The organism is Hydrogenophaga crassostreae (assembly GCF_001761385.1).
In the GTDB taxonomy this organism is placed as follows: Bacteria; Pseudomonadota; Gammaproteobacteria; order Burkholderiales; family Burkholderiaceae_C; genus Hydrogenophaga; species Hydrogenophaga crassostreae.
In genome coordinates, this window is record NZ_CP017476.1 from 1,508,409 (window position 1) to 1,530,354 (window position 21,946).

19 protein-coding genes are annotated in these 21,946 nt (G+C 54.7%); all 19 read right to left on the reverse strand.

Translation table 11 applies throughout. The annotated features are described in order from the left end of the window. Positions 1-5: 5 nt before the first annotated feature. A complete protein-coding gene (locus LPB072_RS07015) occupies positions 6-566 on the reverse strand; it encodes a sugar transferase (RefSeq protein WP_066093207.1) in 561 nt (186 codons plus the stop codon). Further along, positions 563-1,501, reverse strand: a complete 939-nt coding sequence (locus LPB072_RS07020; protein WP_066093210.1) for a UDP-glucose 4-epimerase family protein — start codon at positions 1,499-1,501, stop codon at positions 563-565. The genes LPB072_RS07015 and LPB072_RS07020 overlap by 4 nt, the downstream gene beginning before the upstream one ends. Before the next feature lies 1 nt (position 1,502). Continuing rightward, a complete protein-coding gene (locus LPB072_RS07025; protein WP_157694166.1) occupies positions 1,503-2,615 on the reverse strand; it encodes an acyltransferase family protein in 1,113 nt (370 codons plus the stop codon). Next, entirely contained in the window at positions 2,599-3,549 is a 951-nt protein-coding gene (locus LPB072_RS07030; RefSeq protein ID WP_066093216.1) for a glycosyltransferase family 2 protein, read from the reverse strand. Before LPB072_RS07030 ends, LPB072_RS07025 begins: the two co-directional genes overlap by 17 nt. A 60-nt stretch (positions 3,550-3,609) precedes the next feature. After that, on the reverse strand, positions 3,610-5,334 hold the full coding sequence (locus LPB072_RS07035) for a glycosyltransferase family protein (protein WP_066093219.1): 1,725 nt from the start codon (positions 5,332-5,334) through the stop codon (positions 3,610-3,612). Continuing rightward, positions 5,335-7,485, reverse strand: coding sequence for a glycosyltransferase family 2 protein (locus LPB072_RS07040; protein WP_096349099.1), 2,151 nt, complete (start codon positions 7,483-7,485; stop codon positions 5,335-5,337). It abuts the gene before it with no gap. A 126-nt stretch (positions 7,486-7,611) separates the two neighbouring features. Next, the gene (locus LPB072_RS07045) at positions 7,612-8,637 is read right to left on the reverse strand and encodes an MraY family glycosyltransferase (protein WP_157694167.1); all 1,026 of its coding nucleotides are present in this window, start codon (positions 8,635-8,637) and stop codon (positions 7,612-7,614) included. Between the two features lie 187 nt (positions 8,638-8,824). Further along, on the reverse strand, positions 8,825-9,841 hold the full coding sequence (locus LPB072_RS07050; protein ID WP_066093225.1) for a glycosyltransferase: 1,017 nt from the start codon (positions 9,839-9,841) through the stop codon (positions 8,825-8,827). Further along, positions 9,838-11,727, reverse strand: coding sequence for an asparagine synthase (glutamine-hydrolyzing) (asnB, locus tag LPB072_RS07055; RefSeq protein ID WP_082877044.1), 1,890 nt, complete (start codon positions 11,725-11,727; stop codon positions 9,838-9,840). Before asnB ends, LPB072_RS07050 begins: the two co-directional genes overlap by 4 nt. A 101-nt stretch (positions 11,728-11,828) precedes the next feature. After that, complete coding sequence (gene rffA / locus LPB072_RS07060; protein WP_066093231.1) at positions 11,829-12,956, reverse strand: dTDP-4-amino-4,6-dideoxygalactose transaminase; 1,128 nt, start codon at positions 12,954-12,956, stop codon at positions 11,829-11,831. Then, a complete protein-coding gene (locus tag LPB072_RS07065; protein ID WP_082877045.1) occupies positions 12,956-13,831 on the reverse strand; it encodes a class I SAM-dependent methyltransferase in 876 nt (291 codons plus the stop codon). Before LPB072_RS07065 ends, rffA begins: the two co-directional genes overlap by 1 nt. Further along, positions 13,828-14,280, reverse strand: a complete 453-nt coding sequence (locus LPB072_RS07070; RefSeq protein ID WP_231943453.1) for a GtrA family protein — start codon at positions 14,278-14,280, stop codon at positions 13,828-13,830. Before LPB072_RS07070 ends, LPB072_RS07065 begins: the two co-directional genes overlap by 4 nt. Further along, the gene (locus LPB072_RS07075; protein WP_066093236.1) at positions 14,255-15,175 is read right to left on the reverse strand and encodes a hypothetical protein; all 921 of its coding nucleotides are present in this window, start codon (positions 15,173-15,175) and stop codon (positions 14,255-14,257) included. The genes LPB072_RS07070 and LPB072_RS07075 overlap by 26 nt, the downstream gene beginning before the upstream one ends. After that, positions 15,172-15,834, reverse strand: a complete 663-nt coding sequence (locus tag LPB072_RS07080; protein WP_066093239.1) for an acetyltransferase — start codon at positions 15,832-15,834, stop codon at positions 15,172-15,174. Before LPB072_RS07080 ends, LPB072_RS07075 begins: the two co-directional genes overlap by 4 nt. 7 nt (positions 15,835-15,841) lie before the next feature. After that, the gene (locus tag LPB072_RS07085) at positions 15,842-17,623 is read right to left on the reverse strand and encodes a DCC1-like thiol-disulfide oxidoreductase family protein (protein WP_157694168.1); all 1,782 of its coding nucleotides are present in this window, start codon (positions 17,621-17,623) and stop codon (positions 15,842-15,844) included. An 87-nt stretch (positions 17,624-17,710) separates the two neighbouring features. Further along, on the reverse strand, positions 17,711-18,352 hold the full coding sequence (locus tag LPB072_RS07090; protein WP_066093245.1) for a class I SAM-dependent methyltransferase: 642 nt from the start codon (positions 18,350-18,352) through the stop codon (positions 17,711-17,713). Then, complete coding sequence (locus LPB072_RS07095; RefSeq protein WP_066093248.1) at positions 18,327-19,262, reverse strand: glycosyltransferase family 2 protein; 936 nt, start codon at positions 19,260-19,262, stop codon at positions 18,327-18,329. Before LPB072_RS07095 ends, LPB072_RS07090 begins: the two co-directional genes overlap by 26 nt. Continuing rightward, positions 19,259-19,981, reverse strand: coding sequence for a WbqC family protein (locus LPB072_RS07100; RefSeq protein WP_197508919.1), 723 nt, complete (start codon positions 19,979-19,981; stop codon positions 19,259-19,261). The genes LPB072_RS07095 and LPB072_RS07100 overlap by 4 nt, the downstream gene beginning before the upstream one ends. Continuing rightward, positions 19,948-21,798, reverse strand: coding sequence for a hypothetical protein (locus tag LPB072_RS23375; protein WP_157559246.1), 1,851 nt, complete (start codon positions 21,796-21,798; stop codon positions 19,948-19,950). The genes LPB072_RS07100 and LPB072_RS23375 overlap by 34 nt, the downstream gene beginning before the upstream one ends. Between the last annotated feature and the right edge of the window lie 148 nt (positions 21,799-21,946).

Genomic DNA, 21,946 nt, shown 5'->3' on the forward strand with positions numbered 1-21,946 from the left:
CAACTCTAGTGGGCAACGCCATGGCGGTTGATCACCCGCCATGCGGTGAGCAGAAGGATGCGCAGGTCAAACAAAAATGACCGATTTCGAAGGTATTCCGTGTCCAGGGCCACTTTGTCGGGAATGGGCAGTTCGTCCCGGCCGTTGATTTGTGCCCAGCCGGTGATGCCGGGGATCAGGCGGTGTACGCCGTGCTCGGTGCGCAAAGCAATCAGGTCTTCCTGGTTAAACAAGGCAGGACGGGGTCCAACGAGGCTCATGTCGCCCTTGAAAATGCTCCACAGCTGCGGCAGTTCATCGAGGCTGCTTTTTCGCAAGAAGGACCCAATGGGGGTAAGACAGGCGGCGGGGTCAGGCAGCAGGTGGGTCGCTACCGCCGGTGTGTCGGTTCTCATGCTGCGAAATTTGGGCATTCGGAAAATCCGGTTGTTTTGTCCCACACGATCGCTCCAGTACAGCGCCGGGCCGGACGAGGTCAGGCGCACAAGACAAGCCAGCATCAACAGGGGCAAGGCCAAAAGGACGCCTAGCGTCAGGGCACAACCCAGATCAAATAAGCGCTTCATTTCAAATCTGCCTGCACCAGTGATTGCAATGCCTGCTGCAAGCTGGTTCGGGGCGTCCAGCCCAGAACCTCCCTAGTATGCCCGATCTCGACTTGAAGCGACCCTGTCAGGCGCTCGATTTGGGCCAGGCGACCTGACAGACGGCCCATCAGGTGCAAGCAGGCTGGCGGAATGGATATCAACCTGGCCGGGCGACCCAGGGCCCTTCCCATGGCCTGAATCAGCTCGGGCGTGGACACGTCTTTTCCGTCCGATACCAGAAAAACCTGCCCTGGGGCAGCAGGATGGTGCACGCAAACGGCAATGAGGTCACACAGGTTGTCCAGATTCACCAGTGAGCGCTTGTTGTTGATTGCACCCAAAGGCAGTGGCCATCCGCGGGAGACAGCTCGCAGCAACCGCTGAAAGTTGGCTTTGACGCCTGGCCCGTAGACCAACGGGGGGCGAATCACCACCACGTCCATGGACGCGACGCGCCCGGCTTGCTGAACCGCCTGCTCACCTTCCCACTTTGAAATGCCGTAGGGGTCATCAGGCTGAGGCACTGCGTCGGCTTGAAAAGGCTGACCAGGTTCGGTTTGTTCGCCCAGGACTTTGAGTGAGCTCAGGAAAACAAGGCGCTTGACGCCGGCCTGAGCCGCTTGCTCAGCCAGCCGTTGGCTGCCTTGAACGTTGACAATGCGGAAGGCGGCGAGCGGGTCGGTCTCGGTTTCGGCCATCACATGGACCCGTGCGGCGCAATGCACGATGCACTCGATATCGCGCAAGGCGTGGGCCCAGTCGGTATCGCCGTGAATCGGTCCAACAGCGACCGATTCGGGTTCGCCGGGATCGGTTTGGCGAACGATGGGCCGGACCGTGTGTTGCTTTGCGCGAAGGGCTTCGCAGACCGCTCGTCCAACGAATCCGTTGGCTCCGGTGACAGCGATTCTCATGTCAGGCAGCCTGCCGCGCGGGGATTCCTGGGGTCTTTCCCAGCGTCCAGGGCAAGTACCGCTCCATGACATAAACCGCCGGCACCAGCAGAGCGACAGTGGCTGCGATCACGATGCCGCCGTAGAACGTTGAGCTGTCGATGGTGGCCATGTCGATGTGGGCCAGCGTTGTTAGAACCACCTTGACCGATTTGATGATCAGGAAGTGAATCACCATGATGGACATGCTGTACCGCCCGAGAAAGGCCAGCCATTGGCTGTGTTTCTCGATGAGTTGCACGAATGCCAGGGTGGCAAAGGTTCCTGCAAAGCCGAACAGCAAGAACCAGCCCAGGTTGCCCACTGCGGGGGTTGCCTGGGCTACAAATCCGTTGATTTGACTGAAGAAACTGACGGCCAGGCTGATCAACAGAACAAGCCAGAGTTTGACGGGGGCGCTTTTGAGACCAAACACCAGGGGTTTGAGCAACACGCCTGCCTGGAAAAAGACCAAGCCCAGCATCGCGGGGGCCAGGCTGAACGGCAACTTGACGAGGTCTCCCACCCAGTAGCCAAAGGTGGCGATGGCCAGGGCCGCAATCAGGCGAAGCGGCTTGGGCGCCAGAAACTGGTTGATAGCCTGACCGAGGAGGAGGGTGCAGAACAGCGCTGCGACGAACCACATGGGCGTGTTGACCAGGTGGCCATCGCCCAGTGAGCCATAGAAAACACCGATCAGCGGAGGCAGCAGCCCATAGTCGAATTGTGAGAGCTTCAGGCCCATGACCTGAGCGAAGCTGTACCCTGCGAGATAGAACAGGAACCCCAGAAAGGCGTAGACAAAGTAGGGCCGCAGCAGTGTTCTTGCTTTGCTGCGCATGACCTGCCCGACCGTGTTGTTTTCCGGCCGGAAAGTCAGCCCGGAAATGAAAAAGAAGAGCGGCACGTGGAACGCGTACACATACACCTGCAAGGCTGTGGGCTCGGTGATTGAATAGATATGGCCCCAGACGATGAGCGCAATGCCCAGTCCTTTGGCCGCATCAAGCCACAACCATCGGGCGGGTGAACCAGAAGGCTGTGGCTGCGAAGGCTTGGATGGCACCAACTTACCCGGGTCAGTGCGAGCGGTCACGGCTTTCAAGCGCCAGTGTGCGCACTTCTTCCATCAGCTTGCGGTTGGCCGACAGCAGGTCGGCCACAAAGGCGATGAGGATGGTTTGAAAACCGATCACCATCAGGGAGCTGGCCAGGATCAATGACTGGATGTGGCCGTCATAGCCGTAGTCCGACATCAGCCATTTGTAGAGAAACCGCAGACCAATCAGGAAACCCACGGTGAACAGCGTGAGACCGATCGCCCCGAAGAACCGAAAGGGGCGGTAGATAACGAACACCCTGACGATGGTGACGATACTGCGCCGAATGTAGGAAGAGATGCTCTTGACCAGGCGGGATGGACGCAAGTCGCCATTCACGCGCACGGGAACCGAGGTGATGGCCATGTTTTTCTGGCCCGCCTGAATGATGGTTTCCAGGGTGTAGGTGTAGTCGCTGAAGACGGTCAGGCGGCGAGCGGCTGATCGGCTCATGGCGCGAAACCCACTGGGGGCGTCGGGAATGTCGGTTTTGCTGGCCACGCGAACCACCCAGCTGCCAATTTTTTGCAGCAGTTTTTTGATGGGGCTGAAGTGTTCGATGGCTTCGATCGGGCGTGCGCCGATCACGATGTCGGCTTTGCCGGCGACGATGGGCGCGGTGAGCAGCGGAATGTCATCGGCCTGGTACTGGTTGTCGGCGTCGGTGTTGACGATCACGTCAGCGCCGCGCTCCAGGCAGGCTTGCAAGCCATTCATGAATCCACGCGCCAGACCCTGATTGCGGGTGTGTTTCACCACATGGTCCACGCCGTGCTGCAGCGCCACTTCCACCGTGTTGTCGGTGCTGCCGTCGTCGATGATGAGCCATTCAACGGAGTCGAAGCCTGCCACCTGGCGCGGCAGAGCCGAAAGGGCAATGCCTAGAGTTTCTGCTTCGTTAAAACAAGGGATTTGGATAATGAGCTTCAAGAAGGGCTCCGAATATGGATCGATTAAAAGGGCTTGGCCGTGAAGGTTCTGCAGGTCCGGCTACTGACCCGCTGCAGGACAAGCGGGGTTGGGAATTCTTGCAAGTGTGCCATTGGCGTATTCGGCCAGGACTTCGAAGTCGCAAGCTTGTGCATCGGCCGGGACACGGGTGACAACAAAATGAAACCCGGAAAGGTTGGCGGCCTGGTTTCCAAATGCTTGCGCAACGTCTGCGCGCTGGATGTGGATCTTGGAGGATGCCACGAACTTCTTTTGGGATACAACCCATACGCGGGCGACTGGCAGTCCACGGGCCAGATCGAAGGCCCACCCCCGGACCTGCAGGTAGCCATTTTTCAGGTCAAAGCTGTCCACCAGCCCGGTGGCCGGCCCTTCCATAGAGACTTCAACGGAGGCCGTTGGAGTGGATTCCGGTGGTGGGAAGGTCTTGGTCTGGCGTTTGGCTTCGATGGTCTCTCCCTGCTTGACGAAATAGAAGGGAGAAGACCCCCAGAATGCGCCAAGCGCCAGAACGGCGAAGATCAGGACAATCAGGCTGCGCAGCCAGCCTGCTCGGCTCAGCGCGAAGAATGGCAGCCAGAGGGCGGGTAAAAGGTAGGCGTAGTAGCGTGGCTGGAAGCCTCCAAGGTGGCCATTGACAAGGTAGTACTTGTAGCCAAATGCGATGTGGAGAACCACCGTGGTGAGCGCGGCGAGAAACATGGCGTCCAGCCACCGTATGTGCGGCGATTTGGCGTCGATCAGGGTTGCCGAGAAGCGCACGATCAACCAGCCCACGACGGGCAGCGCCACAAAGGCGAAAAAAGCGGGTTTCAGGGCGGGTATGAACGGGTCGATGCCCAGATGGGAAAACACCAGAGGCAGTCGCTCCAGCATCGTGCTTACATACGCATCAAGGTATGGCAAAAACCCAATCGGATCGACGACCTCGGTGGGTACATAGAGCAGCTTCGGAACCGGGAAAATTTTCCCCGTGTTGATACGGGTGATCAGGTAGTAGCCGCCGACAAACAGCAGAACAACGAAGGCCTTTGGCCACCATTGACGTACCAGTTCAAATGGTTTGAGCTGGCGAATGTGCAGGAGCCCCCACCAGCCAAAGAAAAACACCATGAAAGCGGCTGCGGTCGCTTTTGTGAGGCAGACAATGATCAGGCCAGCCACCGCGACCCAGGGCGCCAGCCCCATCGACTTGGCGCTTTGATTCTGGGTTGTGGCAACCCCATAGAGGCACATCGAAACGCCCAGATAGAGCAAGTTGTCGTTTGACACGCTGCCCGCGAGATACCCGAACATGGGCACACCTGCGCAGGCAAACAGCGCCAACGCGGTGGTCTCCGGCTTGAGGCGCAATTCGTTGGCGGTGAGGACCACAAATACCAGTCCGGCCATCACCATCATCAAGCTGACCAGCCGAAAGGTCACATAGTCCCGGTACGGACTCAGGTGCATCACCTTGCCAACGACGCCCATCAGGCTGTAGTACAGCGGTGGGTGGGCCAGGTAGTTGCTGGTTTTGGAGTCTCCGATGATGGTGCCATTGGCGTAGTCAGGCAGCAAGACCGGCGACTGGATGGCGTTGCCAATATAGGAAAGGTGGGCCAGTTCGTCGGGGGGCGAGCCCAGCGGCACATTGAGCACGCTGGTGAGCGCCTGAAGCCCCAGGAACAACACCATCAGCAGCGCCAGGCGGAGATGGCTTGTCTCGTGCAGGGCTCGAGCGAAGAGCGACCCGTGCGCTTGGGGGGCGGTTGGCGCAGTCATTTAGGCGTTGGAATGGCGAACACGGGGTGGCCAGGCGAGGCTGAAGTCCTCATGGTCCAGCGTGAGGTTGGGGCTGTATGCGGGGTCGCGGGCCATCATGTCGGGCCAGCGCTTCCACATGTAGTCAACTTCTTTCTGGAAGCGAGCCTTCTTCTCGGGCGTGTCTTCATAGCCTCGGGTCGCCGATTCGTGGTGGTACAGCGAGGCAAACGGTGTGTACACATTGCGCAAACCGATTTCTGTCAGCTTCAGGCACAGGTCAACGTCGTTGCAGGCCACGCGAAGATTGACTTCGTCAAAGCCGCCCACGGCCTCGAAGTGCTTGCGCTGCATCGCCAGACAGGCACCGGTGACGGCACTGAATGAGCTGATCAGGGTGGCGCGACCCACGTAGCCGTGGGCAAGCGAGGAAAAACCCTTGTGGGCATGACCCGCCCAGCCGCCAATACCCAGGATGATGCCCGCGTGCTGCAGCATGCCGGTGGGGTACAGCAGTCGGGCACCAACGGCGCCAATGCCTGGTCGGCAAGCGTGGCTGACGAGCTCATTGAGCCAGTCCGGGTTGATGACCTCGATGTCGTTGTTCAGAAAGCAGAAGACTTCCCCATTGGCTTTGCTGGCAGCCTTGTTGTTGATCGCCGAGTAGCAGAACGGGGAGTCGTCCCTGATCAGCATGAAGTTGGGCTCTTTCGCCAGTTCAGCGAAGTAAGCCAAGGCCTCTGGATCGTCAGAGCCGTTGTCCATCAGAACGATTTCGTAGTTCTTGTAGATGGTGCGGGCCTTGATGCTTTCAATGCAGGTTCTCACCAGACCCACCGCGTTGCGCGTCGGAATGATGATGCTCACCAGTGGCTGAATATCAGGCAGCTTGTAGCGTGCGCGGTAACCATGGCCAATGAACTGGGCACGTGCTGCGATGCCCTTGCGTTTGAAATGGGCATTCAGGGCACGTTCCCCCGCCAGCATGGCGTAGGGCTTGATGTTCAGGTCGGCTGTTGCCGTGCTGCCGGCGTGGGCGCGCCAGTGGTACAGGATGAAGGGCACATGCACGATTTGTTCGGGCTTGATGTGTTCAATCACCCGGAGCACGAGGTCGTAGTCTTGCGCGCCAGCGTACTCATCGCGCAGACCACCTGTTTGCTGAATCAGATCGCGCCGATACAACGCCAAGTGCGTGATCATGTTGTGCGAGTAAAAAAGATCCGGGTTCCAGTCGGACTTGAAATAGGGATCGCTTCGCTTGCCGTTCTCGTCTATCTTGTCTTCGTCCGAGTAGAGCATTTGCGCATCGGGGTTCGCGGCAATTGCCAGGGCCATGTAGGCCAGCGCATGGGGCGGAATGATGTCGTCGTGATCCAGGAATGCCACCCACTCACCGGTCGCCAATTCCAGCGCGCTGTTGGTGGCGGCTGATATATGGCCATTGGTTTCGCGAAACACCAGTTTGATGCGCTCATCGGACTTCGCGATTTCGCTCAGGTAGGCTTTGATTGTCTCGTCAGTCGACGCGTCATCGGCGATGCAGAGTTCCCAGTGGGGATACACCTGCTGCCTGACCGATTCGATGACCTCCGCCAGCCACGCCTGGTTGGCGTTGTAGGTTGGCATGGCGATGGAAATGATGGGTGTTGAAGGCAGTTCGCCAACCTGGACTTTCAGGGCTGCGAGATTTGCCGGGGTGAGCGTGTCATAGCGGCGTACCCATTCGGCATAGTCGCGCAGGCTCAACTGCTGGGGCGCGTGGTCGGCCACCTCTTTGGGGGTTTCACTTTCTGGAGCGGGCGCATACGCATGCAGCCCCTGCTTCATGGCCAGAGCCAGGCCCTTTTTCTCGTGAAGTGCGGTTCTGAAAACCTGGGCCGCGTGTTTGAGCTTCTGCCCCTGTATGCTCGCCGCACGCAGCGGCGCTGTCACGCGCCAGCTCGTGGAGCGGTACATGCCGTTGACCTGCTGCTCCGTGGCCTTGACGGAGAGTTGTTGTGAGAGGATTTCCTGATTCTGGCTGGCGATGACCTGGTAGGCCGACACCAGTTGCAGGTTGCGATCGGTGTAGTCATTCAGCAACTCAACGAGTTGCTGATCGCGGTCTTTGAGGGCCTCTTGAAGCGATGAAACGGTTTCCGAATTTTCATCGGTCGACTTGGAGCTCATAGGTGAATTCGCGGTTGGTGTTCTCAGGGAATACGGGTGCTCACCGAGCTGAACAGGCGCGGTGGCGCGGGTTCAGCAGGGTCGGGCGCGGGAGATGGGAGTCAGCCCGCACAAAATGCGCGGCATTTATCGTTTGATGGCAAATCTGACCAGCGCCACGTAGCATGAATAATACAGGGCGAAAAAGCCAACAAACGCCAGCATGAGCCATGCTGTATGGCTCCGAAGCAAAGGCGCGAGCAGGGCGGGAACGGCCGCAAGACACCATAGATAGGGCGAAACCGCTGCGTTTCGCATGGTCAGGCTGGATGTGCTCATGCGCTTGCGGGTGATGCGGCTTTTGATCAGGCTGTGCAGATGGAGGCGGTCGGGGTGCCCTGGATGGTGGTTTCGCCGACGCCGCCGGTAGACGCTGAAGAGCACCTCGACGATGGGGTAGGCGCATGCGAGCAGGCTGCTCCAGGGGGAGATGTGGGGGTTGCGCATGGCAATCATGACAGCGATCCAGGCCAGCCAGAAGCCAAGCAAATAGGCACCGCCGTCACCCAGGAAGATTTTCCCGAACGGAAAATTGATGAGCAGAAAACCAGTTGTCACGCCGGCAAACACAAAACACACTTTGGCCATCACCGGGTCACCGGCAAGAAATGCGATGAACCCCAGTGAAGACAGGCAAATCAAGACGACGCCGGCGGCCAGTCCATTGAACCCGTCAATGATGTTGATCGCATTGGCAATGCCTCCGACAGCGAACGCGGTAAAAATCACTGAAATCGGCACCCAGGCCAACAGCGCGTCTGCACCCCACACATCGATGCGGGTCAGGCTGATGTCGGTCATCCACCAGGCCAGCACCCCGCTGGCCATGGTCGCGAGCAAGCGCTCCCTGACGCCCACTTTGCGTGTCAGGTCCTCTGCGAACCCAAAGACAAAGGCGGGCAAACTTGCAATCAGGATGTTGGCCAGAACCTTGTCGACCAGTTCCGGGGCAAGCCACCAGCCAACCCAACCCCCTGCGAGCACAGCCAGTCCGCCAATGCGGGGTGTGGGCGCTTCGTGGATTTTTTGCACGCCGTGGGTGTGATCCAGGCTCCACTGGCCATGCCACAGGTGCGTGGCCGCGATCGCCCAGCACAGAAGCAAGGTGGTCACAGCGCCCGCTGCGAGCGCAAGGTGAGGTAGCTGGAGTAACGGCAAAACGACTTTCAGACGTGAAATGAGCGCGATGACATCGGGCTTTGCCCAAAGTCAGTGACCTCTGCTTCTTGTTATTTGGAGCGGCTCTGGCTGGCTTGAACCCATTTGTTCGCTGAAGGCCGTACCCAAGCGGGCGGGCCAGCTACTGGCGTGTTGAAACCGAATTCTTTGAGGCCTGCCGAATAGGCACTGCAAAGCCCGTGATCATACCTGCGCCGTACCCTGTGTGAATTAGCCAAACCGCCCACCAAAAGGAGGGCGCCAGGCGCCACGGCAGTCCCGTCTTCTGAAACTGCCACATTGAAACCGCTTGATGGGTGAGAACAATACAAGCAGCGATGAACCCGGCGGGTGGCCAGGCCAGAGCGGCAAGAACCGATGTCCCCAGTCCGGCGACAAAAAAAGCCGGCAGCAAATGCCGTTTCAGGAATGGTTTTCGGGATTTCTCGTGGATATACCGTTTCCATTTGCCGGCCAGATACTGGCGTTGCCACAGTGCTCGGAAATTGGACCGGGTGAAGTATTGGATCTCGCGCTGTGGAAAATACCAAAGCTCGTAACCCTGGGCACGCAATCTCAGATTGAGGTCCCAATCCTGACCCCGAACGATACGTTCATCGAACCCGCCCGCCTTTTGAAGAATGTGGCGCCAATAACAGCCAAATGCAATTGACTCGACGGGGCCGCTTCGATTGCTGGCCATGAACGAGGCACCGCCATTGCCCAGAAGCCCGGAGAAAGCCGATGCAATTAGCGCGCTGCGTTCGTCATCACCATGGGGTACAGCCTTTGCGCCCACCCCTGCGCGGGCGGGAGTGGCCTCTTTCAAAAGGAAGGAGAAGTAGTCGACAGGCAGCAAAGCATGTCCGCTGAGAATCGAGACCAAAGGAGCCGTTGCCAGCCCCAACCCCAGATTCCATGCTGCGGCCGAGAGCAGGCCCGGGTTGTTGACCACCCGAAGATGGGGGAGGCGTGTAGCAAACCCCTCTGCGATGGCCACCGTGTCGTCGCTGGAGTTGCCATCCAGAACCAGTACATCCAGCCAATGAAGCGGGCAGTCTTGTGCGCAAACCGACTCCAGCGTTCTTGCCAGGTGTTTGCCTTCGTTTCGCACCGCAATCAGCAACGAAACCTTTGGAAGAGCAGGGGTCGAATTCACGCGCCCACCTTTTCAAGCCAACCCGTCTGAGATGGCGAAAGTGACGGAGCGCCCGATATCCCGCTGACCCCAAAGGTATCAGCCCACCTGGCCACGCTGAACAGACGCCACTGCGCGCGCAGCGGAAGCTTGTCGTAGGTGGCGGCCAATCGCGAAGGTCTGGCCAAAGCAGAGACCAAAGGCGAACGAAGCACGTCCGAACGCATTTGCGCTGCCATGTGTTGATGCCAAACCCGCTCCGGCGCCTCGAATCCGAGTTTGTTTTTCCGCCAGACGATGTCATGGGGGAGGCGCTGTTCTACAGCGCGCCGCAATACCCATTTGCTCCAGCCATCTCGAATCTTGAGATTGCCTGGCAGCGACAACGCCATGCCAACCAGGCGGTAGTCCAGAAATGGCAGCCTGGTTTCAACAGAATGGGCCATCGAATTCTTGTCTTCATAGCGCAGCAACACGGGCAGGTTGGTGCGTTCGATTTCAAGCCGCTGCAGTTCAAAATCATCCGAGCAGGCCGCGGAAAAAGCGCGCAGGTGCTCAGGCAAAGCCAGGCCAGCGCGCAGGTAGCGGTGTTGCCAGAGGTAATAGCGGTAGCGCAGTGAGGCCTGACGGCCTCCAACGGCGTACATCAACGCGCGTGTCGGCGACCAGGCGGCATTGTTTTTGCCCGCAGACCGAAGGGCTGACACCATGGCGCCAAAACCGCCGGTGCGCCGTTGGGCGCTCAGGTAGGCGGCCAGATATTTGGGATACCCCAGCAGCGTCTCGTCTCCGCCCTGACCGTCCAGCAAAACCGGAATGCCAGATGCCCGCGCTTGTTGCATGACGGCGTATTGCATCGAAATCGATGTGCTGCCGAAGGGTTCCTCCTGGGTGCGAACCACGGCGTCCAGACTGGCGGCAAAGGAGTCGCGGTCGGGTCGCACCCTTAGCCAATTCAAACCGACGGAATTGGCCACGGCCCCCGCATAGCCTTCTTCGCTGTTGTCAGCCTGCTCGCTCACAGCGGTGATCGCGCTGAACGGGTTGCCCGACTGCGCTTTGTATATGGGCCCGGCCAAAGCAGCCACCGCAGAGCTGTCCAGGCCGCCGCTCAGACAGGTGCCAACCGGAACATCGGAACGCAGGCGCAACCGCACGGCGTCTTCAAGCAGGGACCCATAGGCTCGAACGGCTTCATCAGGGCTGAGCCCTTCAAAATCGGATGTTCGCTCCACCCGGAAATAACGAACCAGCCTGGCTCTGCCGGTATTGACGTCTAAAACCAGGTTGTGTCCCGCCGGCAGGCGCTCGATGCCATCGAAGAAGGTGCTGTCGGTGTGGTCGGACGCGCCAGTCAGGATGAAGTCCAGGACCAGATCTTCGCGCGCTTTGATTGTCGGCATCAGGGGCAACAACTGCCGAATTTCCGATCCGAATGCGAACCCCAGGGGCGTTTGTGTAAAGTAAAACGGCTTGACCCCAAACCGATCCCGGGAGCAAAAGACTTGCCGCTTGCGCTTATCCCAGATCGCAAATGCCCACATGCCATTGAAACGCTCAACGCAACGTTCGCCCCATTGGGCGTACGCCATCAAGATAACCTCGGTATCTGATGATGAGGAAAATTGACGCCCCTTCGCTTCAAGCTCCAACCTGAGTTCGATGTGGTTGTATATCTCGCCGTTGTAGGTGATCACCAGATCGCCGCTGAGACTGGACATCGGCTGTTTGCCAGCCTCAGACAAGTCAATAATGGCCAACCGGCGATGACCGAAGGCCACTGGACCATCAATAAAAATGCCGTGTCCGTCGGGACCTCGATGGGCCACCAAATCAATCATCTCCTGGACACTTGCGCGAGACGCGGAATGTCCAGGATTCAAAATAAAACCACCGATACCACACATCCCTGATTTTCCAATACTACAGAATCATTGCGAAGATGAACATTCAAGACAACCCATTGCGTATAAGCTGGCAGCAGGCTGAAAAATCACTGGAAATTCAACTAGATGGCATCCTTGATGGTCCGAACAACTTTTTCCTGCTGCTCATGAGAAAGCCCTAACCAAAGCGGGAGTCTGATCAATCTCTCAGATTGCATATTGGTTACGGCCATACTCCCCGCCGATCGCCCAAGTTGTGAGCCCGCTGGAGATGAATGCAAAGGAACGTAATGGAATACCGCTCCCACGTCATTTCGTTTGAGTTCTTCCAACACCCTTTGCCGATCGACCTCTGGCGGAAGCAGTATGTAATACATATGGGCATTGTGCTGACATTCCAGCGGAACAATGGGCCTGCGCAACAGACCAGCCAGCTCAAGCGATTCGAGAGACTCGTGGTACTGCGACCAAATAGCCATTCGATCCCGGGTAATGCGTTCTGCCTCCTCCAACTGGGCACAAAGAAAAGCGGCGGTGAGCTCACCAGGCAAGAAGGAAGAGCCTGCTTCTTGCCAGGTGTATTTATCAACCTCTCCTCGAAAAAAGCGGCTTCGATCAGTTCCTTTTTCTCGAATGGTTTCGGCTCGAACAACCAGTTCAGGATCACGAACAAGCAATGCGCCGCCCTCACCAGAGATCACGTTCTTGGTTTCATGAAAGCTGTAAGCGCCGAGATCGCCAATGCCGCCCAGCGCACGCCCCTTGTAGCTTGACATGACGCCCTGAGCAGCGTCTTCAACCACCTTCAGGCCATGTCTTTTTGCGATGGCAATGATGGCATCCATCTCACAGGCCACACCGGCGTAATGCACCGGAACGATGGCACGGGTGCGCGGTGTGATGGCTGCCTCAATCAGCTTCTCGTCTAGATTCAGCGTATCTTCCCTGATATCGACAAACACCGGGATGCCACCCCGCAGCACAAAAGCATTGGCTGTAGAAACGAAGGTGAACGAAGGCATGATCACTTCGTCGCCGGGTTGAATGTTCAGCAGCAAAGCCGCCATCTCGAGAGCCGCTGTACAGGAATGGGTCAACAAAGCCTTGCTGGACCCCGCTCGCTCTTCAAGCCAGGCATGGCAGCGCTTTGTAAACGGGCCATCGCCAGCCAACATGCTGTTGGCGTGGGCCTCGGCAATGTAGAGAATCTCTTTCCCCGTCATGTACGGTTTGTTGAATGGAATGCGCATCACTCGGCGGTCTTTCTGGCAACGATCAGTCGAGAGCCACCCAGGGGAAAGTTCACCCCGAGAGAGATCAGCTTCTTTTCAAACAACATGACCTGCAAGAGAAAGCTGTTCAACATTCTCGGCAGGCGCAATTCAGCGGTGGGGTCGTATTCTTTGCCTGCTGCAGGCTTCGCGCGGCGTGAGAACAGGATGGCGGGCAGCAACAGGCTGACGAAAGAGGTGCTTCGTTCAATTTGAAAGCCTGCGGCAACGAGCTTGTCATTCAGTTCTCGCGCTGTGTATCGGCGCACGTGGCAGGCATGGGTATCGGAAGCGCTCCACAACCAGGGGTGTTGCGGTACCGTCAACAACAAAACGCCATCTGGCTTCAGCGCACAGTGCAGTTGAGCCAACACAGCCTCATCTTCCTCAATGTGTTCAAGCACGTCGAAGGCGCCTATGGCATCGAACTCGTCCCGAAACGGCACTTGTCGGGCATCCATTTGCATGAAGTGCGCGGTAGGCACCCGCACCTTGGCATGCGACAAACCGTCCAGGAATATCTCGCTGCCACTCAATGCGATTTTTGGGTGCGCCTTGGCGATGCCGGACAGAACGAACCCGGTTCCACAGCCAACCTCGAGAAAGCTCTGAACGCTTGGCATATAGGCGCGCAAAGCCCAGAGAATGAGTTCGTTGCGTGCTCGAAACCAGAAGTTGGCAGACTCCAGCCTGGCCAGTTCATCAAAATACTCAGCCTTGAACCCACCACCGCCATTTGCAAACTCCGCGGCATAGGCGTCGAAGCCATCCAGCCGAACCGGCTCATACCCGCACGAAGGGCATAGGCGTTCAGCCGTGGCGTAAACGTCTTTGCAGTCAGGGCAGACTCTCATGGTCTCGGCACTCCGTTCTTGATAGAAGCCGGGGCAAACACAAAAACCCGAGACAGGAAAAACAAGAATGCGGCCACCACGAAAATTGCGACCGCCTGAACAATTTGATGCTGATAGCCCAACAAGTCAACAAAAATCACAAGCAGGAGAAAATTCAAAAAATAACCCATAGTTTGCACCGCTATATATCGCAATCCCGCTTTGCCCGCAGGCCCGTCATGTCGAAAGGTAAAGTTTTTATTTGAATAAAAACCAATCAACGAACCGACCAGATACAGGGCAGTCATCGTTAATTTTGGTGCATCCCAAAAAAGAGTGAGAAAATAGTAAATGGAATAGCCAACAAGATTGGTTAGAACTCCGACAAGTGCAAATTTAATAAGCTGATGCTTAACAGCGGACCATTGTTGGCTTGCAGTTGGCTTAATCATCCAAAATAGCCAATCCAAAACCAGATTTTCCGTAACCATTTCCGTTGTACAACAGATACGTCTGCCCCTTGTGACTGAACACAAAAGGGTATTCAACCATCTCTGAATCCCAGCCAGTGTCAGAAACAGAAATTCCGGCCTTGTCCAAAGCGAGACTCCAGCTAACTCCATCGGCGCTTTCAGCGAAGCCGATCCGGTACTTATTCTCGGCGTTACCGCGGTATGAAAACCACATGCAAAACTTTCCACTGCTACTTAGCACAACAGTGGGTCTAGAAAAGGCTTGAGCCTCTCCCAATACGTAAGGTACCGCCAAGCCAGTGCGATTCCAACGATCACCGCGTTCAGATGATGCGTGCTGAATGGTATGCAGCATTTCGCCATTCCCCGCATCCCAAGCTTGGGTAGATCCATACCACATATTGAATCCACCTGATGAATTTTTGATGACCCAAGGATAGGAGAGGCTTATCGGATCAGTTGAATCGCTTCCCATAAAAGGTTCATCAGAGTCCAACGTCAACAGGAGTTCGGGGGAAACAACCAGTCGCCCAATATCACCTCGCCAATGTCCTGTTGAAGGGGCCTGCCATCCCATAAATAGCATGTAGCGTACCCCGTCTGCTTCATAGCAATTGGCAATGCTCACACCATCAGCGAAAAAACTCCCAGCAGGACCATGTTCAAAAAATGGGTGGAAATGTTCTGTGATAACTTTCCGTTGGACAATGTCGATGTCAACCGCGCCAACCGATGAGCGGTTGTGTTCATCACGCCCGCTGAAAAAAACACGGTACGTATCCCCCGCCAAATGGACGGGCAAAGGGTTTGCTGCATGCGAGGTCAGCTTGGGATGTTGACCACTTGTCTTGGGAACATAAAGGCGACCCAGTTTCTTCCAGTGTTGGGTCATATACCCCTCAATCTGGTGCTCGGCACTCTTGCGCGCTCGGTTGCAGCACCGATATAGACTCCCTCCGCCGCTGCATCTGCGAGCAGCAAGGCACCAGCGCCAATGACACACCGGTCACCAACTTTGATGTGGTCGCGCAGTGTGGCGTTGACGCCAATAAAGCACTGCTCGCCAATTTCTACGCCGCCAGATACAACCACATGGGAGGCAATGAAGGTGTGGTCCATAACGACGGAGTGATGGCCAATATGGTTGCCGCTCCACAAAGTTACGTTATTGCCAATTTTTACGAATGGTTGAATCGTATTGTCTTCAAAAATAAAACAGTTTTCTCCGATGTTTCCGTCGTTAAGCATGGTTGCGTATGAGCTTATGAAGCTGGGAAGCCGATAACCTTTCTCTTTAGCCGCTAGAAATTTCTCCTTCCGCACTGCATTAAGTTTCGAATAGCTCAATGCTACAAAAATGTCACAATTTTCTGGCGGATATTTGTTGGTGATATCTTCAAATGCAACAACAGGCAAGCCGCAAAATTCAGATTCTTTGATGTAACTCGCGTCCACAGTGAAAGCTGCAACCTCATATTCTGAATCAGTACTGAAATAGAAATGGGCAAGCTGCGCGATCTCGCCGCATCCGAATATCACGAGCTTCTTCATTGGTTTTTCATTTCAGGTAAGCCACCGAGTAGTCCAGCTCGCATAGCGAGCGGCTACTCACTTGCTTAAACTGGTTCTGTGCAATGTCTTTTGCATTGACAAGTGGTTGATGGAACTGGGTGTAGCTGAAGTGGTATTCACCCGGAGCCGCGCTGCGTTGTTGCAAATAGACACGGCTTAGATACTGCAGCATGGGCTGCCAAGCTTGGAATTGACACACCTCATCGCCAATTACCTGACGGCGGAAGCGTAGTGTATGGCCGAAGTAGATCCGATCCGACGCATGCATCGACAATCGTGAACCGTCCGATTCAAACACTGGGACGCGCTCTTCAAAATCGATGGAGTCAAGCACAAACCAGTTTTCAGCCATTCGCAGATCAGTCTTGTTGAAGACGTCGATGGGGGTGATGCCGTAGATTTGCGCGGCCCGAGCGCCAAGATTGGATATCCCATTCCAGCCCAGATGTGGTGCGGGTATGGCGGCAAAGTAGAACAGAAGCAACGCGCACACCTGTAAGGCCACGACCTGGGGAAAGCGAGAGGTGCTGAGTTCGCTTTGAGGATGCGAAAATTTTTGGCGTGGCAACTCGCACACACCGAACAGGCGCGTACGGCGCAAGGCGACAAAGCGGTAAATCTGAGGTCCAACCCATAGAACACGACCCAGCCACAAAAAAGGCAGCAGCGGCCAAAGCAGGATCAGCGTACGGGTCAATTCAAAGTAAAAATCGTAGCCTCGAAACAGAGCACGATCTTGGGTACGCACGCCATACAAATCGGTCAACGCCTCGCTCATGTCCAGACCTAGTTCATCGAGAAGTGCCCTGTTTTTAGAAAGAGGCTTCAAATAAATGCGACCAAAAACATCGAATAACGTGATCACCTGCACAGTCTTGTCGCACAGGTTGCAGCGGTCATCGTAGAGCACCTCCAAGGTATGACTTTGGTCCGTGCCTGCGAAGGACCAAAACAGCGCGAGCCACAACACAATTTCGATCTCAGCCAGCCAGCCCAGCTGCAAACCAAATAAGGAAAGCGCAAAAAAGAGCACACCCCAAATGATCACGTAGCGGCGAAACCAACCACCCAACAACACAAAAGGCAAAACGGCGGGATACCACAGCATCATCAACCACAAAGAACCCTTAGCCAGCGCCACAGCATTTTCGCTGAATGTGAACAACGCGCTGAATTGCTCATGCCACGTAGCCATGAAATTGTTGCTGAGCAGCAGCGGGCCCGCGCTGCCATCCATCCAAGCAGGTTCGTTAAGGTGGATGACAACGGAGTAAACACAAACGGCCCAGTAGCTCGCCAATGCTGTGAATTTTGCATAGAAGACGGCATCCGCGTTTGGAACGCCCTTGTAGTAAAGCCCTGCAATATGAAAGGCAGGCCTTCGTTTGAGCAGGATTGCATCGATTGAAAGGTGTTTTCCTGCGTTAACCAAAAACAACAACACCGCCAGAATGGCGCCGACGTCAGTGCCCAGCGTTGAGGTTCCGACGACCACTTCGCCATGCTGCCACATTGCTCCGATCAAAAACAGTAAAGCCCATTGCGAGGCAAAACCCACAGTTAGCAGAGCCGAAGTAAGCACAGCAGCGCCGGACCACAGCCCGACGGGGGAAAGGCGCTCGGAATTCAGTAGCAAGCTGTAAACATTGAGTTCCCTCATGAGTAATACTAGCCCGAACACTATTCGAAGTAATGCAAACTTGTTATGTTCAAACGCCGAGCCAACCGGAAAGGCGCGCGGCTCAAATCGTCTGACGATAGCGCTCATCGATAGGTTCACTGCAGGTACGAACTTGGCGAGAATCGCACAACCGAGAAAGGTGGCTAACAGAAGTAGATAGGGAGCCCACATGGTTTAGATTTTTCTCACTAAGATGGTGAATTCGTACAGTCCGTAGTCGTGCAGCAATGCCACTTGGCGAGAATACCGCTGCTTGCAAATATCGAACAATTGGCCAGGATTCGCGTAGAAGAGGTGGTTGCGCTTCTTGTCTTCGTCTGAGTAGGAAGTCAGGCAGTTGAACGCAAATCCGAGGCGACTGGACCGATCGAGTACATCCAGAGTAGCCAGGAGGTAGTCGTACCACTCGCCGTCAGTTCTTTTCATGCGAACGTTAAAAATACCGCTGGCGACGCCATAGTCGGAGCCTGCATCAGGCTCCGATCCCATAATGAATCGCGCCTTAGGCGAGGCCACATGCCGCGCTTGTGCGGCCTGGGTCATCTCCGGCGAAACGTCCACCCCGAGGTAGGAGCAGCTTGGGTGTTTGGGAGAGAGGTAGTCAAATAGAGCACCATAGCCGCAGCCAAGATCATTCAGCGAGAAATCAGACGCTTCGGGGCCAATGATCTTGCACAATTGCTCAAATCTGGTGAACTGGCTTTCTTCGCCATTCCAGTCAACACCCCGAGGCGTGACACCATGTTCCGCAAGTTTTTCGGTGTAGTAGCTCGCTACTTCGTCAAGCAACTCAGTCTTGTTGTGGTCGTCGCGCATAAATGTGTCTCACGATGGTATAGGGCCGTTGCTTCGTCTCTGAGAATATTTTGGACAGATAGATGCCCACCACGCCGATGAATGAGATGACCATCCCGCCCAACAGCCAGATAGAAGCCATCACCGAGGTCCAGCCGCTCATCGGCTTTGCAAGAAAAAGCCAATGAATAACCAGGTAGGCGATGTAGGCCGAAGTAAACAAGGAAATGGACACGCCAATGTAGAAAATGCTCACCAGCGGTGCATTGCTGAACGAGGTAACGGAGTTGACGAGCAAAGACATCTTCCGACGAAGCGTGTAGGTGGTCTCGCTTGAGCCGTGTTTTTTGATGGTGCAAGCGCGCTGTTCGAACCCGGTGATGTGCCACAAGCCGGCCATGAAAACTTCGCGTTCATTGTGGCGCAGCAGTGCGTCAACATAACGCCGACTCATCAGGCGAGCGGTTACAACGTTCTCGGGCAGGGTAAGTCCCGTTAAAGCTTTAAAGACCCGGTAGAACCACTGGCCACTCCAACGCTCGAACCAGCCTCCTTTTCTGCTTTCCTGAACGCCGTACACCACGTCGGCGCTACCGCCTTCCATCAGTGCCTGGAATTTCAAGAGCCACTCGGGTTCTTCTTCGAGGTCGCTGTCAAGCAAAAAGACATGCTCACCCTTGGCATGCGCCAAGCCAGTCATCATAGCTTTGTGGTGCCCAAAGTTGCGCGACAAATCAATGACAACCAGGTGGGGATCTTGCTCTGCGAGGTGGATTGAAAGCTCCAGACTGCTGTCTGGCGAGCCATCGTTTACAAAAATGATTTCGTAATCGTCTCCGGCCAGCTGCTTTGCTGCAGAGCTTGCACGCTCGTGAAACTCATTGATGTAAGGCGCCGACTGGTAGAGGGTTGTTACGACAGAGAGCTTCATGGAACGTACCTCATGTATTTCGGCGAGTTCTTTCCGCAATTGAAAAGGAGATCAAGAATGGACACGCCATGTGAAAACTCGCCCCAAAGTTGGGGGTACTCTGGATACCCTTTGTAGTCAAACCAAGTGAGCATAATTCCCTGATCGCTGAAAATCGCTTCTTCAACATAGTCCCTGGCCGCAGGGCCCGAGATGTACTCGGTGCCCCCAGCTTGTGCGCATAAATGTGCAAGGCGCTCCGTTTTGCCGTCGATCAAGGCGTAGTCTGACGAGCTGGAAATCACCGTGTTGATTTCCAAATAATTGCAAATGGCCTCAATAAAACAGCGATTGAGCTGGGAAATGTGTGTGAATCTGGAACTTCGGTAGAGTGGCTCCAGCCATGCCGAAATTTCGTCGAAATAGGGTGCTCGCCCGTAATTCTGCGACAAGGCTTTCCAGTGATTCGCAGCCCATTCAGTGCCGTCGATTTCAGTTTCAAAGATCTTCTGATGGTATTTCCCCTTCACTTGAACAGGAATTGTCAACCATTGAACGCCTTGGGGGGTTTTGATTTGATTTCTGTTTCGCCAATCGCGGCGGGTGTATTGCATATCATCGTAGAGAATGAATTCGTCCACGGCGGAAATCAAGTCAAAATACCCTTTCCAGGGAATGTAGTTTGATTGTAGAATTGCAACCTTTTTCAATTCCTCTCCTCTCGTCGCTTTAGCAAGCATGTTTCCAAGGAGTTTCTCTTGCTCAAAGGATCCGGTGAATATAGAATCTGATGACGTGTGATAGCACTGGATCCAATCCATCCGGGGGGCAACAAGGCACCTTTCTCCACATAGCCTTCAGGGAAACGATAGCCCTGTCTATTTACAACCTCAATGGGGATGCTGTTGGGTCCGTTAGGCTCAAGCAAAAGCCAAGCGTCAGCAATCATGCTGCATGGAACTCGATCTAGCGAAGCGTTTGCAAGATCAACGCTCCCAGGATAACCGCCGATAAACCATGCCTGACCCAAGCTGACTCCTCCTAAAGCAAAAGAAATTCCCGGCGATTGACCCGTTAGGTCAATAAAAGGAGTATTGATTTCAAAACCCCCTTGGTGAGCCAAGTTCTTCGCAGATTCTATGTAATTAGAGTACTCGCTTGAAAGAATCAATTTTGATTTCGATCTGCCAAGTTCCGTCACTGACTGGTTTTCAGAAAGTGGTTGATTTTGCCGATAGGGACGCTCCATGCCTTGATGGAGCATGAGAGCAACTAAAGCTTGCACGGAAAGTACCACTGGAAGAAGAAAACTCGAAGCAGGTTTAGATTTGGCCAATGAACCAAGAGATACAAGGCTGCCTATCAACCAAAATATGGACGCAGATGAGCCGGAACTCCAATAGTTATTCCCCGTTCCGAAAGCATAAAAAAAAGGCATCGTCAAAAAAATAAATGCAATGCCCAACTGCGAAGAAAAGGTAGCAAAAGATATCGCTTTACCGGACGCAGCAACACCAGAAAAAATTATGGACAAAACGATGCTCCATATCACCAAATCATGAAGCGCCAAGGTATCAATAATCTTTGGGGGTACTCCGAAACCAAGTTTCAGTGAGGTATACAAAAAAGGGATGAGAAAAATGATGGAAATGGCCCGCCAGTTTCCACTATTTGAGCATCCAAGTCGAATGGATGCGAACGACGCCAAGGTAATGACGAGAAAATGTGCTAATTCTCTTTTTGAAATATTAATGTCGTCAAGCCGAAAGAGATTGGAAATGCCGTGACCGCTTCCGAGCAACTGAGAAAGCTCAAATCCCAAATATAGCCGATCAATGAAGGCTGGAATTGATCCATCGATAACTACTGAAATAATTCCAAAAAGCAAGATCGCAGCTAAAACTGAAACCCCCATCTTTAGAAATGATGACCTTTTTGTTGCGACAAAATAGATGCCTAGAAACAGTCCGAGAATAAGCGCAGTACTTGGTTTTGCGACAAACGAAAGGCAACCTCCAATCCCTATCAGTACCCATCCAACAACGCCGTCAGAATAACCAGGCGTGCACACAAGGATAAGTCCAATGGCGGCGATCATCAATGCCTGTAGTGTTAGACTGTTGTAGCTGGGAGTCAACAACCAATTGTCGAAATAGATAAGAGATGAGGTGGCCAGCCCAGAAGCCAGAACATGCAGCGAAAAAACTTCTTCAGAGTGTCCCTTATTCAGCGATCTAAGAGTGGAAAATGCCAGCCACCATGCAATCAAGAAGGTTATCAATACATTGGCTCGGCGCAAGCTAGCTACATCTTCACTGAATGCAATGTACAGAGGATGATAGAGAAACCCAAACTGTGAAATCGATGCATCGTACATGAACGGATTGGCGATCCAGTTCAAATAGAAGCCCTCATCAGTGAAGTCGAATCCATACTTGCCAAAATGCAGGACTTTTGACAATATTAATGCTGTCCCGATAGCTGAAAATATGAGCAAAATTCGGTCAAGAAAGGGTGAAAAACCCCTCTTTCCAATTTCTCCTTCATTATTCTGCACAAAAATCTCCTTGGCATGAAAGGGGCATATAGCAGAATAATCTCTAGTCATATTTGACCGTGAAAACGCTCAGATTATTCTTGTTATTGACAGGGCGCACATGTACTGTGCCTTTAGATGGCGCGAGTTGTGGCGCTAGACTAGCAAG

Bases quoted from the DNA above. Each gene is read 5' to 3' on its own strand.
- asnB (WP_082877044.1), bottom strand. From the start codon at position 11,727: ATGTGTGGTATCGGTGGTTTTATTTTGAATCCTGGACATTCCGCGTCT.
- LPB072_RS07080 (WP_066093239.1), bottom strand. From the start codon at position 15,834: ATGAAGAAGCTCGTGATATTCGGATGCGGCGAGATCGCGCAGCTTGCC.
- LPB072_RS07065 (WP_082877045.1), bottom strand. From the start codon at position 13,831: ATGAGAGTCTGCCCTGACTGCAAAGACGTTTACGCCACGGCTGAACGC.
- LPB072_RS07095 (WP_066093248.1), bottom strand. From the start codon at position 19,262: ATGAAGCTCTCTGTCGTAACAACCCTCTACCAGTCGGCGCCTTACATC.
- LPB072_RS07075 (WP_066093236.1), bottom strand. From the start codon at position 15,175: ATGACCCAACACTGGAAGAAACTGGGTCGCCTTTATGTTCCCAAGACA.
- LPB072_RS07100 (WP_197508919.1), bottom strand. From the start codon at position 19,981: ATGCTTGCTAAAGCGACGAGAGGAGAGGAATTGAAAAAGGTTGCAATT.
- LPB072_RS07090 (WP_066093245.1), bottom strand. From the start codon at position 18,352: ATGCGCGACGACCACAACAAGACTGAGTTGCTTGACGAAGTAGCGAGC.
- LPB072_RS07040 (WP_096349099.1), bottom strand. From the start codon at position 7,485: ATGAGCTCCAAGTCGACCGATGAAAATTCGGAAACCGTTTCATCGCTT.
- LPB072_RS07035 (WP_066093219.1), bottom strand. From the start codon at position 5,334: ATGACTGCGCCAACCGCCCCCCAAGCGCACGGGTCGCTCTTCGCTCGA.
- rffA (WP_066093231.1), bottom strand. From the start codon at position 12,956: ATGCGCATTCCATTCAACAAACCGTACATGACGGGGAAAGAGATTCTC.
- LPB072_RS07020 (WP_066093210.1), bottom strand. From the start codon at position 1,501: ATGAGAATCGCTGTCACCGGAGCCAACGGATTCGTTGGACGAGCGGTC.
- LPB072_RS07015 (WP_066093207.1), bottom strand. From the start codon at position 566: ATGAAGCGCTTATTTGATCTGGGTTGTGCCCTGACGCTAGGCGTCCTT.
- LPB072_RS07085 (WP_157694168.1), bottom strand. From the start codon at position 17,623: ATGAGCGCTATCGTCAGACGATTTGAGCCGCGCGCCTTTCCGGTTGGC.